General features: G+C 60.7%; 15 protein-coding genes. 8 read left to right on the top strand and 7 right to left on the bottom strand.

Annotation, left to right across the window (positions count from 1 at the left end; translation table 11 throughout):
• The first annotated feature begins 209 nt into the window (after positions 1-209).
• The 5 genes from ihfB (at position 210) to trpB (ending at position 3,202) form a co-directional block, all read left to right on the top strand.
• Complete coding sequence (gene ihfB / locus ACR0LD_RS09605) at positions 210-494, top strand: integration host factor subunit beta (RefSeq protein ID WP_050603110.1); 285 nt, start codon at positions 210-212, stop codon at positions 492-494.
• Between the two features lie 7 nt (positions 495-501).
• Positions 502-852 (top strand): lipopolysaccharide assembly protein LapA domain-containing protein, encoded by a 351-nt coding sequence (locus ACR0LD_RS09600; protein WP_170340535.1) that lies wholly within the window; start codon positions 502-504, stop codon positions 850-852.
• Between the two features lie 6 nt (positions 853-858).
• Positions 859-1,503: a phosphoribosylanthranilate isomerase gene (locus ACR0LD_RS09595; protein ID WP_170404954.1), complete on the top strand. Its 645-nt coding sequence runs from the start codon at positions 859-861 to the stop codon at positions 1,501-1,503.
• A gap of 48 nt (positions 1,504-1,551) precedes the next feature.
• The gene (locus ACR0LD_RS09590) at positions 1,552-1,887 is read left to right on the top strand and encodes a hypothetical protein (protein WP_170444488.1); all 336 of its coding nucleotides are present in this window, start codon (positions 1,552-1,554) and stop codon (positions 1,885-1,887) included.
• 67 nt (positions 1,888-1,954) lie between these two features.
• Positions 1,955-3,202: a tryptophan synthase subunit beta gene (gene trpB / locus ACR0LD_RS09585; RefSeq protein ID WP_170365359.1), complete on the top strand. Its 1,248-nt coding sequence runs from the start codon at positions 1,955-1,957 to the stop codon at positions 3,200-3,202.
• Between the two features lie 60 nt (positions 3,203-3,262).
• On the opposite strand, the gene ACR0LD_RS09580 is transcribed toward trpB, so the two are convergent.
• The 7 genes from ACR0LD_RS09580 to ACR0LD_RS09550 form a co-directional block, all read right to left on the bottom strand.
• Entirely contained in the window at positions 3,263-3,643 is a 381-nt protein-coding gene (locus ACR0LD_RS09580) for a DUF2237 family protein (RefSeq protein WP_093964605.1), read from the bottom strand.
• 9 nt (positions 3,644-3,652) lie between these two features.
• The gene (locus ACR0LD_RS09575; RefSeq protein ID WP_480636633.1) at positions 3,653-4,816 is read right to left on the bottom strand and encodes a serine hydrolase domain-containing protein; all 1,164 of its coding nucleotides are present in this window, start codon (positions 4,814-4,816) and stop codon (positions 3,653-3,655) included.
• A gap of 78 nt (positions 4,817-4,894) precedes the next feature.
• The gene (gene pth, locus ACR0LD_RS09570; RefSeq protein ID WP_170436376.1) at positions 4,895-5,581 is read right to left on the bottom strand and encodes an aminoacyl-tRNA hydrolase; all 687 of its coding nucleotides are present in this window, start codon (positions 5,579-5,581) and stop codon (positions 4,895-4,897) included.
• A 132-nt stretch (positions 5,582-5,713) separates the two neighbouring features.
• Positions 5,714-6,370: a 50S ribosomal protein L25/general stress protein Ctc gene (locus ACR0LD_RS09565; RefSeq protein WP_170369719.1), complete on the bottom strand. Its 657-nt coding sequence runs from the start codon at positions 6,368-6,370 to the stop codon at positions 5,714-5,716.
• A gap of 110 nt (positions 6,371-6,480) precedes the next feature.
• Positions 6,481-7,647, bottom strand: coding sequence for an alpha-hydroxy acid oxidase (locus ACR0LD_RS09560; RefSeq protein ID WP_480636631.1), 1,167 nt, complete (start codon positions 7,645-7,647; stop codon positions 6,481-6,483).
• Between the two features lie 158 nt (positions 7,648-7,805).
• Positions 7,806-8,597, bottom strand: a complete 792-nt coding sequence (gene trpA / locus ACR0LD_RS09555; protein WP_480636629.1) for a tryptophan synthase subunit alpha — start codon at positions 8,595-8,597, stop codon at positions 7,806-7,808.
• Positions 8,598-8,675: 78 nt separating this feature from the next.
• Positions 8,676-9,161 (bottom strand): acyloxyacyl hydrolase, encoded by a 486-nt coding sequence (locus ACR0LD_RS09550; protein ID WP_170340476.1) that lies wholly within the window; start codon positions 9,159-9,161, stop codon positions 8,676-8,678.
• A gap of 195 nt (positions 9,162-9,356) precedes the next feature.
• Here ACR0LD_RS09550 and ychF point away from each other — a divergent pair, with 195 nt between their 5' ends.
• From ychF to ACR0LD_RS09535, 3 genes are all read left to right on the top strand, one after another.
• Positions 9,357-10,454 (top strand): redox-regulated ATPase YchF, encoded by a 1,098-nt coding sequence (ychF, locus tag ACR0LD_RS09545; protein ID WP_170357094.1) that lies wholly within the window; start codon positions 9,357-9,359, stop codon positions 10,452-10,454.
• 73 nt (positions 10,455-10,527) lie between these two features.
• Positions 10,528-11,409, top strand: coding sequence for a LysR family transcriptional regulator (locus ACR0LD_RS09540; protein WP_480636628.1), 882 nt, complete (start codon positions 10,528-10,530; stop codon positions 11,407-11,409).
• A gap of 84 nt (positions 11,410-11,493) precedes the next feature.
• A complete protein-coding gene (locus ACR0LD_RS09535; protein ID WP_480636626.1) occupies positions 11,494-13,197 on the top strand; it encodes an NAD(P)H-dependent oxidoreductase subunit E in 1,704 nt (567 codons plus the stop codon).
• The last annotated feature ends 3 nt before the right edge of the window (positions 13,198-13,200 follow it).

Here is a 13,200-nt window from a genome sequence, read left to right as displayed (position 1 = left end):
GCGAATCAATGTGTTCCGGTTTTGCGAGTTATTCGGTGATAGGTGCAGGCATGAACCGCCGGATTCGCGTCTCTACAGGCGAATTTCCGGTGCTTTCTTGGAAAATGCACCCCGGACACACAGAGTTTACATTCCACCCGGCACCGTTTTTTCCTATACTGACCAAACCAGTAGACGAGATGACACGGTGACCTGGGAGGGTAGCACGCATGATCCGTTCAGAACTGATTCAGAAAATCGCCGACGAAAATCCACATCTGTACCAACGTGATGTCGAGCGGATCGTGAATACCGTATTCGAGGAAGTCACAGACGCAATGGCGCGCGGTGACCGTGTCGAACTGCGGGGCTTCGGAGCTTTTTCGGTCAAGAAACGGGATGCGCGGGTCGGCCGGAACCCACGCACTGGCGAGACGGTTCAAGTCGAGGAAAAGTGCGTGCCGTTTTTCAAGACCGGCAAGTTGCTAAGGGATCGTTTGAACGGTAAAGCGTGATCTCATGATGCGCTACATTCGATACGGTTTTCTTGCGGTCCTGGGGATCGTCCTTGTCTCGGTCTCGTTGGCCAATCGCCAGATGGTTCAGTTGCAGTTGATGCCGGACGCCTTGTCTGACTTGCTTGGCTTCAATCTGGCCACTTCGCTGCCGTTGTTTCTTGTAGTTCTTGGCGGGATCGTGGCCGGCCTTGTCATCGGTTTTCTGTGGGAATGGCTGCGTGAGCATAAGCACCGAAAGGACGCCACCGTCAAAAAGACCGAGGTCAAGAAGCTCGAGCGCGAGGTCAAGAAGCTCAAGAAGAAGCAGAACGAAGGTCAGGACGATGTGCTTGCCCTTCTGGACGAGGCCAGCTGAGAGCCGATGTCTTCCGAGATCAGCGTAAAAATATGCGGCTTGACCGCACCCGAGCATGTGCGTGCCGCCGTTGAAGCAGGTGCGCGTTACATTGGGTTCAATTTCTTTCCCAAGTCTCCACGCTATGCACCGATTGCCCAGGCAGCGGCGCTGGCCAGTGACGTGCCGGTGGGCGTAGCCAAGGTGGCCTTAGCGGTGAACTTCAGCGACGCGCAGTTGGATGAAATCGTCGCGGGGGTTCCACTGGACATGCTGCAGCTGCATGGCGCCGAAAGCCCCGAGCGCGTGGCCGAGGTCAAATCACGCTTCGGCTTGCCGGTGATCAAGGCGATTGGAGTGGCGGAAGCCGAGGATTTGGCCGCAATAGACCTGTATTCGGACGTGGCCGATCAGTTGTTGGTTGACGCCAAACCGCCGAAGAACTCTGATCTGCCCGGCGGCAACGGTTTGCCTTTTGATTGGCGTCTGCTCGCCGGTCGCAAATACTGGCGGACGCCGTGGATGCTGTCGGGGGGGCTCAACCCGGACAACGTAGCCGAGGCGATCCGTATGACCGGTGCAAAGCAGGTGGACGTGGCATCGGGCGTGGAAAGCGCCCCGGGCGTCAAGGATCCGGGCCTGATCCGCTCATTTATTGAAGCGGCACGGTGATCTGACCAGAACGCGCTTGCGTATTCTTCTCAAAGGGGAGGATGCGGGATGCTGGCTGCAATTGGCGCGGTTTCACTGAAGCGATGGTACCATGGGCCCGAGTTCTTCTGGCGCGCGGGCAAGGCCTTGCGCCAGGCCAAGGGCGATCCCTTGTGCCTCCATGCCGAAGTGTTTTCGCATGAGGGCGCGTATTTCTCGCTCAGCGTTTGGCACGACGTCGAAGCCATGCTGACCTTTGCCCAGTCGAACCCGCACCGAGGGGTGATGCAAGCTGCCCCACGTTTGACCAATACCTACCACTTCCGTCACTTTGCCTGCATCGCCATTCCGACCCGGGACCAGGCGCTGACTGTCTGGATGAACGGCAGTAGCGCTGCGGAATAGTGCGATTTGCGATGGCAAATCCCGCCGGCACCTCCTAATAACAACAGGCACGACGATGGAGACCACCATGGCCAATGATCTATTCAATTCCTTCATGTCCGGCCCGGATGAAAACGGCCGCTTCGGCATTTTCGGCGGGCGGTTCGTCAGCGAGACTCTGATGCCGTTGATCCTGTCGCTGGAGGAGGAATACGAGAAGGCCAAGACCGACCCGAGCTTCTGGGCCGAGATGGACGATCTGTGGGCCAATTATGTTGGCCGTCCGTCGCCCCTGTATCACGCCGAGCGCCTGACCGAGCATCTGGGTGGCGCCAAGATCTATATGAAGCGCGACGAGCTGAACCACACCGGCGCGCACAAGATCAACAACGTGCTGGGCCAGATCATCCTGGCGCGCCGCATGGGCAAGACCCGGATCATCGCCGAGACCGGGGCCGGGCAGCACGGTGTCGCCACCGCGACGGTCTGCGCCAAGTTCGGTCTGAAATGCGTGGTCTACATGGGCGCGCATGACGTCCAGCGGCAGGCGCCCAACGTGTTCCGCATGCGCTTGCTGGGGGCAGAGGTGATTCCGGTGACCTCGGGCCGCGGCACCCTGAAGGACGCGATGAACGACGCACTGCGCGACTGGGTAACAAACGTGCGCGACACTTTCTATTGCATCGGTACGGTGGCCGGACCGCATCCGTACCCGGCGATGGTGCGCGACTTCCAGTCGATCATCGGCAAGGAAGCCAAGGAACAGATGATGAAGGCCGAGGGTCGCCTGCCGGACACGATCATCGCGGCGATCGGTGGCGGCTCGAACGCCATGGGGCTGTTCTATCCGTTTCTTGACGACAAATCGGTCAACATCATCGGGGTCGAAGCCGGCGGCAAGGGCGTCAACGAAAAGATGGAGCATTGCGCCTCGCTCACCGGCGGCCGGCCGGGTGTTCTGCACGGCAACCGTACCTATCTGCTGCAGGACGACGACGGCCAGATCCTCGAGGGGTACTCGATTTCGGCCGGGCTGGACTATCCGGGCATTGGCCCCGAACATTCCTGGCTGCACGATATCGGGCGCGCGCAATATGTCTCGGTCACCGACAAAGAGGCGCTTGAGGCGTTCCAGCTGTGCTGCGCGACCGAGGGGATCATCCCTGCGCTCGAACCCAGCCACGCGCTGGCGCATGTCATGAAGATCGCGCCGGATTTGCCCAAGGATCACATCATCTGCATGAACATGTGCGGACGCGGCGACAAGGATGTTCAAACAGTCGCCAAGTATCTGAACTTCGACATGTCTGATACCGAGGGTCGCGACGCAACCTGAGCGCGGCCCAAAGTACAGGACCCGGCACGCTTCAACCGTGCCGGGTTTTTCATTCGCGGTTCACTGTCCGGAGTCTGCGCGGTGGCTGGTCAGAACGTGCAGCGGCACGATTTCCAATGCGCGCTGGTGAGTCGCCTCAAGATGGACCTTTGGCGCACAGCCCTCGTCATGGGCCTGCATGAACCGTGCGGCACACAGGCACCAGCTGTCGCCGGGCTTGAGGCCCGGGAAATCGAATTCGGGCCGGGGCGTGCTCAGGTCGTTGCCGACATATTTCGAATAGGCCAGAAACTCGGCCGTCATCACAGCGCAGACCGTGTGGCTGCCGCGATCCTCAGGGCAGGTGTTGCAGGCCCCGTCGCGGAAAAAACCGGTCAGGGGCTTTCGTGAACACGGAGCCAGCACGCCGCCCAGAACATTTATGCTGTCCTGCTTTTGCATGAAGCTACCTTACAGGCTCTGCGCGATCTTGCGGAACATTTCGATGTTCTGCTCATTGACCCCGGGCTCGCGGAACTTCCGATCAGCGCCCGTGGCTACGATCAGCACGCCGCGCGACTGGTCGAAATACATGTACTGGCCATAAACACCGCGTGCCAGAAACTCACCGTCATGGGCGCCAACGGGGATCCACCACTGATATCCGTAGCCGATCTTTCCGGGTTCGGTCGGCGCGCTTGGCAAGGTGGATTCCTTGATCCAGTCGGCCGGAACGATCTGGCGTCCATCGCGCATGCCGTTCTGCAGGATCATTTGGCCAAAACGGGCGTAATCCCGCGTCGTGAAATTCAAGCCACCCAGAACAAAGGCGACGCCGGCGCCGTCGGTGATATAGTATCCGTCCCGCTCAAGACCGAGGTGCTGCAGAATCTTTTCGTCCAGCAACGCGGCGACGCTTTGACCCGTCGCCCCTCGGATCACCATTCCAATGACATGGGTATCGATGGAAACATACTGCCAGGTCTCGCCAGGTGCCGCGAAACTGTCCTTCAACGAGGCCGCAAAGTCATCCAACTCGCCCCCCAGGGCGACGACCCGACCCATCCGGTTGATGTCGGATTTCGGGTCCAGATAGTCTTCGTCAAAGGTTACACCGCTGGCCATGTTCAGCACGTTGCGGATCGTGGCTGTTTCATAGGCGCTGCCCTGCAGCTTGGGGGCATATTTGATGACCGGATCATCCAGCGAGGCTATGGCGCCCTCCTCAAGAAGGATGCCGAACAGAGCGGACAAATAGCTTTTGGCCATCGACCACGAGATCCGGCGGTCCTCCGGCGACGTGCTCAGAAAATACTCCTCGAACCGGATCTGCCCGTCCTGCATCACCAGCAGGGATGTGACGGCGCGCTCTTCGATCCAGTCTTGCGTCTTGGCGGGCAGGTCGAATTCAGCGCCATAGGGCAGGTCCCAGGTGGGACCATTCCCGCGAGGGAGGTCGACGGTCAGAAACGCCGCGTCCATGTGAGAGAAATTCTGAACGATCTTTTCTTCGGAAAACAGAGAGTTCACCGCCAGAAGGCGCTGGATTTCCTCGCGCTTCCAGAAACCGACAACTGCAGCGGCCAAGACCAGCGTCAGGACGATTCGCAGCAGCCACTTCAGACCTGTTTTCATGATTTTACTCCCGTTTGGCGGCATTGGATCGTGATGACGGAAATTCTGCAATTGCTACGTTGCGGAAGGTCTTTGCCGCTATCGGAACTTGTCCAACAGCTTCTGCATCGCCGTGCGGTCATCGGGCGTTTGCGTCTCGGCTTGCGGGGCAGGAGAGGTCTTGGTTTCGGATTTGGGCGTCGTGGTGGAACTGCGCGGTGGCGCTGTTCGCAGCGCCACGGCGTTCATGAACTTGGCCGCATCGCCCGCAGCCAGATGGACCGCCCCGTCTGCAACACCTTGCAGAACATCGTCCAGCCAGTCGGCGTCGGCCTTGGCGAAATCGCCCAGAACATAGGGCGAAACCAGCTCTTTGCGTCCGGGATGGCCGATCCCCAGCCGTACACGGTCATACGCGGCACCGATATGGTCGTGGATCGACCGCAGGCCGTTATGCCCGGCATGGCCGCCACCGGCCTTGGCGCGAACCTTCCCGGGTGCAAGGTCCAGTTCGTCATGGAAAACGGTCACATCGGTTGAGTCGAGCTTGAAGAACCGCATGGCCTCGCCGACCGATTGGCCCGAGCGGTTCATGAAGGTCATGGGTTTCAGCAGCAAGACCTTCTCTCGGCCCAGCATTCCTTCGGATATTTCACCCTGAAATTTCGAACGCCATGGCCCAAAGCCATGATCCCTGGCGATGGCATCCACCGCCATGAAACCGATATTGTGCCGGTTGCGGGCATACTTTGCGCCCGGATTGCCCAATCCGACAAACAGCTTCATCGCGAATTCCTTGTGCGTTTCGGTCCGGCGCAGAATTGCACGAGATGCCTTTCCAGTGCCAGCCGGTCGTTCAAAGAAAAACGGGGCCCTGGACGAGGCCCCGCTTCAAATTCCAATCCGAAGGATCCGGATTTATTCTTCGTCTTTGCCTACGACTTCAACTTCGTCGGCTGCGACTTCCTCTGCACCTTCGCCTTCTTCATCGTCGCTGGACGCCAGGCCGGTCGGTGCCGAGATGTTCGCAATCACGAAATCACGGTCGATGGTCGGTTTGGTGCCGTTGGGCAGGTCAACCGACGAGATGGTGACAACGTCGTTGATTTCCAGACCGGTCAGATCGACGGTGATCTTTTCGGGGATGTCGCCGGCGGTGCAGACCAGCTCGACCTCGGGACGGACAACGGTCAGAACGCCGCCCTTCTTGATGCCGGGGGCCTCTTCCTCGTTGATGAACTCGACGGGGATGTACAGGGCGATCTTGGTGGTGCGACGCAGACGCATCAGGTCCAGGTGGGTCGGCAGGTCCTTGACGACATCACGCTGAACGTCGCGGCAGATGACGCGGACGTCTTCGTGGCCTTCGACCTTCAGGTTCCACAGGGTCGACTTGAAGCGGCCTGCCTTCAGGCGCTTGAACAGTTCGTTGAACGGAATCTGGATCGGCAGCGGGTCTTTCTCGCCACCAAATACGATGCCCGGAACCATGCCGTCGCGGCGTGCCTGACGAGCGGCGCCCTTGCCCGTCCCCGTCCGTTCCAGAGCTACGAGATCAGGAATCTCACCAGCCATGATAAATCTCCAATGTTAGGGCAGGGTGCCTCCAAGGCTGTCACCCCGCGTGAAGCGGCGTCCTTAGACCGAATCCGGCCATTTGGAAAGGGGTAAAAACGAATTCCGCGTCATTCCTGCCAGCGGCCGCAGAAATCCTGCGGGACAAGCAGGTTGTGCGGCCCCAGATCGGCCACGTTGCGCTCGCCGCACAGGGCCATGGTGGTGTCCAGTTCCTTCTGGATCACTTCCAGCGCGGTGGTCACCCCCTTTTGGCCCATCGCGCCCAGCCCGTAGACGAACGCGCGCCCGATATAGGTGCCCTTGGCCCCCAGCGCCAGCGCCTTGAGCACGTCCTGCCCCGAGCGGATGCCGCTGTCGAGATGCACTTCGACGTCGCCGCCCACCGCATCCATGATCCGCGGCAGCATCCGGATCGAGCTGAGCGCGCCGTCCAACTGCCGCCCGCCGTGGTTCGACACCACGATGGCGTCGGCGCCCAACTTGGCCGCCATCTTGGCGTCTTCGGGGTCCAGGATGCCCTTCAGGATCACCTTGCCGCCCCATTGCTCCATCAGTTTCTCGATCTTCTCCCAGTCGAGGCTGGGATCGAACTGCTCGGCGGTCCACGCGCCCAGCGATGAGGCGTCCGAGATGCCCTCGACATGGCCCACGATATTGCCGAACTCGCGCCGTTTCGCGCCCAGCATCTCGATGCCCCAGGCCCATTTCGTCATCAGGTTGGCGATCGTTTTGGCCGTCAGTTTCGGCGGGGCGGACAGGCCGTTCTTCAGGTCCTTGTGCCGTTGGCCGAGGATCTGCAGATCCAGGGTGATGACCAGGGCCGAGCATTTGGCATCCTTGGCGCGCTGGATCAGGCGGCGGACGTAATCTTCGTCCTTCATGGTGTACAGCTGAAACCAGAACGGCGCGCCGGTATGTTCGGCCACATCCTCGATCGAGTTGATCGACATGGTCGACAACGTGAAGGGCACGCCGAATTCCAGCGCGGCCTTGGCGGCCTTCATTTCACCATCCGCATGCTGCATCCCGGTCAGGCCCACGGGTGCCAGGGCCACCGGCATGGCAACGTCCTGTCCGATCATCTGCGACGCGGTCGAGCGGCCGGACATGTCCACCGCAACCTTCTGGCGCAGGCGGATGTCGTGGAAGTCTGAGCTGTTGTCGCGGAAGGTCTGCTCGGTCCAGCTGCCGCTTTCGGCATAGTCATAGAACATCCGGGGCACCCGGCGTTCATAGATGCGTTTCAGGTCGTCGATATTGGTAATGACAGGCATGGCCGCGCCCTTCTGCAGATTGGTTAGGTTTCTTTACCAATTCTTCCGTCGCGGCGCAACGGCCAGTTGCGCAAGTGGTCAGGTGGGACGAAGGCGCAAAGAAAAACCGCCGCAGGCGTGCGGCCTGCAGCGGTTGCAATCCGTTTGGGGTTCTGGCGTCAGGCGCTGTGGGCGCCGTCTGACAGCGATTTCACGAAGTCCAGAACCTCGGCCACCGGTTTGCCGGCGGCGATTTGGCTGACGATGGCCGAGCCGACCACCGCCCCGTCGGCAACGCTGGCGATGGCGCGCGACTTCTCGGGCGTGTTGATGCCGAACCCCACGATCACCGGAAGATCGGTCGCCGCCTTGATACGCGCGACCTCGGGGCCGACATCGGTGGCCTTGGCCTCGGCCGCGCCCGTGATGCCGGTGATCGAGACGTAATAGACAAAGCCCGATGTGTTCTGCAGCACTCGCGGCAGGCGCTTGTCATCGGTAGTGGGCGTGGCCAACCGGACGAAGTTCAGCCCGGCCGCCTGCGCGGGCAGGCACAGCTCGTCATCTTCCTCGGGCGGCAGGTCGACGACGATCAGGCCGTCGATGCCGGCCTCTTTGGCGTCGGCCAGGAACTTGTCTACGCCGCGGCTGTAGATCGGGTTGTAATAGCCCATCAGTACGATCGGGGTGGTGTCATCGGTTTCCCGGAACGCCTTGGCCAGATCCAGCGTGCGTTGCAGCGTCATGCCGCCGTCCAGCGCCCGTTGACCCGCCGCCTGAATGGTGGGGCCGTCCGCCATCGGATCGGTGAAGGGCAGGCCCAGTTCGATCACGTCCACGCCGGCCCCCGGCAGGCCGCGAACGATCTCAAGCGAGGTGTCATAGTCGGGATCCCCGGCCATGATATAGGCGACAAAGGCCTTCTTCCCCTCGGATTTAAGGGCGGCGAACTTGGCGTCGATACGGGTCATGGACGATCCTTGCATACAGGTTTGGACCTGATGTGCAGAAACTTTGGCCGAAAATCAATCCCGTCCTGAGCGGTGGGGTCAGAAGTTCAGGTGATACCGCAGCAAGAGCGCGTTCACGCCGGGGTTTTCCTCTTGCGTGCTGGCGTTCGATTTGTGGGTCACGGCCAGCGATATGTCATTGCCGTTGTTCAACGTGTAGCCCAGCCCGAAAAGGCTTCGGATTTCGAAGCTCCCGCCAAGGTCGTTCAATTCGTTGGCTTCGCTGTAGAAACCCGGCATCACGCTGCCTTCCACGAACCATCTGTCGGCAAAGGAATAGACCCCGATCACCCCGGCGCCGATATGTGTGTTTCCATCCTCGTCCACCGACAGCGCGGCCCCCAGCGCAGCGCTGAAGCGGGTGGCCTCGTGAAATGGCCGGTGCTGGTATTCGAGGGAAAAGATCGCCTGGTCAATCGAGCTGCTGTCGGAATAGTCGGCGTAGCCGGCGCCGAAAATCACCGACTGCGCCTGCGCGGCTGTTGAAAAAGCCAGAAAAGCGGCGCTTGAAAGGAGGTTTTTCATGGGGAAGTTCGCTGTTGATATTCGTTAAATGTTAAAGTTTGACACTATTCTCTCGTGTTCAATGTCAACAAGCACACGTTTTCCCTACATTTTCGTGATGTTGCAGTTTGGACTCAGGGCCAGCAGCCGCAGGTGCCTTGCGCATTGCACCGGACCCGCATAGAAGCAGCCCGCGAATGGCATCAGGAGGCCGTCATGGGCTTTAAAATGGGTATCGTGGGTCTGCCGAATGTCGGCAAGTCTACCCTGTTCAACGCGCTGACCAAGACCGCGGCCGCGCAGGCGGCGAATTTCCCGTTCTGCACGATCGAACCCAATGTGGGTGACGTGGCCGTTCCCGATGCGCGTCTGGACAAGTTGGCTGCGATCGCCAAGTCGAAGCAGATCATCCCGACCCGGATGACGTTCGTGGATATTGCAGGCCTGGTAAAAGGCGCCTCAAAAGGTGAAGGGCTGGGGAACCAGTTTCTGGCCAACATTCGCGAAACCGATGCCATCGCTCATGTGCTGCGCTGTTTCGAAGATGGCGACGTGACCCATGTCGAAGGCAAGGTCGATCCGGTGGCCGATGCCGAGACCATCGAAACCGAACTGATGCTGGCCGATCTGGAAAGCATCGAAAAGCGTCGCGCCAACCTCGTGCGTAAACTCAAGGGCAACGACAAGGAGGCCCAGCAGCAGGACCGCCTGCTGGCCACCGCGCAAGAGATGCTGGAAAGCGGCAAACCCGCCCGTTTGGTCGAGGTGTCTGACGAGGATGCAAAAGCCTGGAAGATGCTGCAGTTGCTGACCACCAAGCCGGTCCTGTATGTCTGCAATGTCTCGGAAGAAGACGCTGCCGAAGGCAATGAATATTCCGCGCGTGTGGCCGAGATGGCCGCGGCGCAGGGCAATGCCCATGTCATCATCAGCGCCAAGATCGAAGAAGAGATCAGTCTGCTGGAGCCTGAAGAGGCGCAGATGTTCCTCGAAGAGATGGGGCTCGAAGAACCGGGCCTCGATCGGCTGATCCGTGCGGGGTACGACCTGCTCAAACTGGAAACCTATTTCACGGTCGGCCCGAAAGAGGCCCGCGCCTGGACCATTCGCAGGGGTACTGCAGCGCCTCAGGCGGCCGGTGTCATCCACGGGGACTTTGAAAAGGGTTTCATCCGCGCCGAGACCATTGCCTATGATGACTTCGTAGCGTGCAATGGCGAACAGGGTGCCAAAGAGGCCGGCAAGATGCGTGCAGAAGGCAAAAGCTATGTCGTCAAGGACGGCGACGTGATGCACTTCCTGTTCAACACCTGATCACGAAACAGCTTTTCTGGGCGGGCATTGGCGGTATCTTACGGTATCGCTCCAATCCGCCCGAGGCCCGCACGTGTTCGAAATCCGCGATCTGCAACTGCTCAGCGCCTTGGCGCGCCACCGCCATTTTGCCAAGGCGGCCGAGGAGTGCGGTATTTCGCAGCCCGCGTTCTCGATGCGAATCCGCAACCTCGAGGATCGGCTTGGCGTGTCCATCGTCCGCCGTGCGAACCGCTTTCAGGGCCTGACCGAAGAGGGCGAGATGATCGTCCGCCGCGCTCGCCGCATACTGGATGACGCCAAAGCGCTCGAGCAGGAGGTGCAGGCGATCAAGGGCGAGATCACCGGCACCCTGATCCTGGGCGTGATCCCGACCGCCATCGCGTTTACTGGCCGCCTGGTCAAGCGGCTGCAGCAGGCGCATCCGCGTATCCTGTCGCGGATCGAGACGATGTCGGCCACGGCAATCCAGCACCGTCTGGACGAAGGCAGCCTGGATGCCGGGATCACCTATGGCGACAGCATCGGCACTGATCTGCGCTATGTGCAGCCTTTGTACGAGGAAACCTATGTTTTGCTCGTACCCGAGCATATGACGCAGGGCACGGGCCCGATCCCCTGGGCACGGGTGGCCGAGTTCCCGCTCAGCCTGCTGGAGCCCCAGATGCAGAACAGGCGCATCCTCGACAGGATATTTGCCGAACAGGGGTTGCATCCGCGTGTGGTGGCCGAAACCAGCGGGTTTACTGCCTCGATGGTCATGGCGCGCGAAGGGCTGGCGGCGACGGTCGTGCCACGGGTTCTGGTGCGGGCGCTCGGCGATTTGAAAAGCACACGTGTCCTGCCTCTGGTTGATCCTGTGGTCAGCAAGCCGATCTGTCTGGCGACGCTGGCGCGGGATCCGGAATTGCCCACCGTTGGCGCATTGCGGCAGGTCGTGACGTCTTTGCGGTGATAAACTGTCGTTATCGTGCCATTGGTTTTTGCGATTTGACGATATGCTACTCTGATGAGAGACGAGGCTCGATCGGAGGGCATCATGGCACCATTGGATACCAAGCCATCAGGCGCGCCAAAGGGCGTCTGGAAGTCAGGTAAAGGCAAGGGGCGACACACGCCCAAGGGACGGCAATTCACCGACGAGGCGCAGGCCGAGATTCAGCGCCTGCTGGGCGACCGCCCGCGCCGCCGCGATCTGCTGATCGAGTTTCTGCATCTGATCCAGGACACGCACGGCCATATCAGTTCCGACCACATCGCCGCGTTGGCCGTCGAGATGCGGATCGGTCAGGCCGAGATCTACGAGACCGCGACTTTCTATGCCCATTTCGACGTAGTCAAAGAGGGCGAAACTCCGCCCCCCGCGCTGACCATCCGCGTCTGCGATTCCCTGTCCTGTGAAATGGCAGGCGCGCAACAGCTGAAGAAGGCGCTGGAGGATGGGCTGGATCCGTCCGAAGTGCGCATTCTGCGCGCGCCCTGCATGGGTCGTTGCGACACTGCGCCGGTGCTGGAAATCGGGCACAACCATATCGACCACGCGACCCCTGAAAAGGTGCAGGCCGCCATCACGGCGGGCGACACCCATGCGCATCTGGCCGAGTATGAGACCTTCGCGACCTATGTCGAAAACGGCGGTTACGCCAAGCTGAAAGAACTGCGCGAGGGCGGAGACTGGGAAGCGGTTCAGGAACAGGTTCTGGCCTCGGGGCTGCGCGGTTTGGGCGGCGCCGGTTTCCCGTCGGGCAAGAAATGGGGCTTTGTCCGCATGAATGACGGCCCGCGTTACCTGGCCGTGAACGGCGACGAGGGCGAGCCGGGAACGTTCAAGGACCGCTACTACCTGGAACGCACGCCGCATGTTTTCCTCGAAGGCATGCTGATCGCCGCCTGGGCGGTCGAGGTACAGGCCTGCTTCATCTACATGCGTGACGAATACCCGGCGGTGCTGGAAATCCTGCGGCGCGAGATCGCGGCCCTGGAACAGGCCGGGATCGTCGAGAAAGGATACATCGACCTGCGCCGTGGTGCGGGCGCCTATATCTGCGGCGAAGAATCCGCGATGATCGAATCGATCGAAGGCAAAAAGGGCCTACCGCGTCACCGCCCGCCTTTCGTGGCGCAGGTCGGCGTATTCGGCCGCCCGACGCTGGTCCACAATGTCGAGACGCTCTACTGGGTGTCCAAGATCTGCCGGGAAGGCCCGGAAATCCTCAATTCAGTTGAAAAGAATGGCCGCAAGGGGCTGCGCAGCTACTCGGTCTCGGGCCGGGTGGCGAAACCCGGCGTTTACCTGCTGCCGGCAGGGTCCACCATTCTGGACGTGATTGATGCCGCCGGGGGCATGGCCGAGGGCGACGCCTTCAAGGCGTATCAACCGGGCGGGCCGTCTTCGGGCCTGCTGCCCGCGTCGATGGACGACATCCCGTTGGACTTCGACACTCTGCAACCGCACGGCACCTTCATCGGGTCCGCCGCAGTGGTGGTCCTGTCCGATCAGGACACCGCGCGGGATGCTGCGCTGAACATGCTGCGATTCTTCGAGGACGAAAGCTGTGGCCAGTGCACGCCCTGCCGGGCGGGCTGCGAAAAGGCGGTCAAGCTGATGCAAGCCGACAAGTGGGACACCGACCTGCTGGAAGATCTGTGTCAGGTGATGGGCGATGCCTCGATCTGCGGCCTGGGGCAGGCGGCCCCGAACCCGATCCGCCTGGTCATGAAACACTTCGCCGAAGAAATCTGAGGG

It is taken from the genome of Ruegeria sp. BF8 (assembly GCF_056538625.1).
Note: the sequence above shows the minus strand (reverse complement) of the source record. Positions and strands in the feature narration are given on the sequence as shown.

Bases quoted from the DNA above. Each gene is read 5' to 3' on its own strand.
- ACR0LD_RS09560 (WP_480636631.1), bottom strand. From the start codon at position 7,647: ATGCCTGTCATTACCAATATCGACGACCTGAAACGCATCTATGAACGC.
- ychF (WP_170357094.1), top strand. From the start codon at position 9,357: ATGGGCTTTAAAATGGGTATCGTGGGTCTGCCGAATGTCGGCAAGTCT.
- ACR0LD_RS09575 (WP_480636633.1), bottom strand. From the start codon at position 4,816: ATGAAAACAGGTCTGAAGTGGCTGCTGCGAATCGTCCTGACGCTGGTC.
- ihfB (WP_050603110.1), top strand. From the start codon at position 210: ATGATCCGTTCAGAACTGATTCAGAAAATCGCCGACGAAAATCCACAT.
- ACR0LD_RS09580 (WP_093964605.1), bottom strand. From the start codon at position 3,643: ATGCAAAAGCAGGACAGCATAAATGTTCTGGGCGGCGTGCTGGCTCCG.
- ACR0LD_RS09565 (WP_170369719.1), bottom strand. From the start codon at position 6,370: ATGGCTGGTGAGATTCCTGATCTCGTAGCTCTGGAACGGACGGGGACG.
- ACR0LD_RS09535 (WP_480636626.1), top strand. From the start codon at position 11,494: ATGGCACCATTGGATACCAAGCCATCAGGCGCGCCAAAGGGCGTCTGG.
- pth (WP_170436376.1), bottom strand. From the start codon at position 5,581: ATGAAGCTGTTTGTCGGATTGGGCAATCCGGGCGCAAAGTATGCCCGC.
- ACR0LD_RS09595 (WP_170404954.1), top strand. From the start codon at position 859: ATGTCTTCCGAGATCAGCGTAAAAATATGCGGCTTGACCGCACCCGAG.
- trpB (WP_170365359.1), top strand. From the start codon at position 1,955: ATGGCCAATGATCTATTCAATTCCTTCATGTCCGGCCCGGATGAAAAC.
- trpA (WP_480636629.1), bottom strand. From the start codon at position 8,597: ATGACCCGTATCGACGCCAAGTTCGCCGCCCTTAAATCCGAGGGGAAG.
- ACR0LD_RS09590 (WP_170444488.1), top strand. From the start codon at position 1,552: ATGCTGGCTGCAATTGGCGCGGTTTCACTGAAGCGATGGTACCATGGG.
- ACR0LD_RS09600 (WP_170340535.1), top strand. From the start codon at position 502: ATGCGCTACATTCGATACGGTTTTCTTGCGGTCCTGGGGATCGTCCTT.
- ACR0LD_RS09550 (WP_170340476.1), bottom strand. From the start codon at position 9,161: ATGAAAAACCTCCTTTCAAGCGCCGCTTTTCTGGCTTTTTCAACAGCC.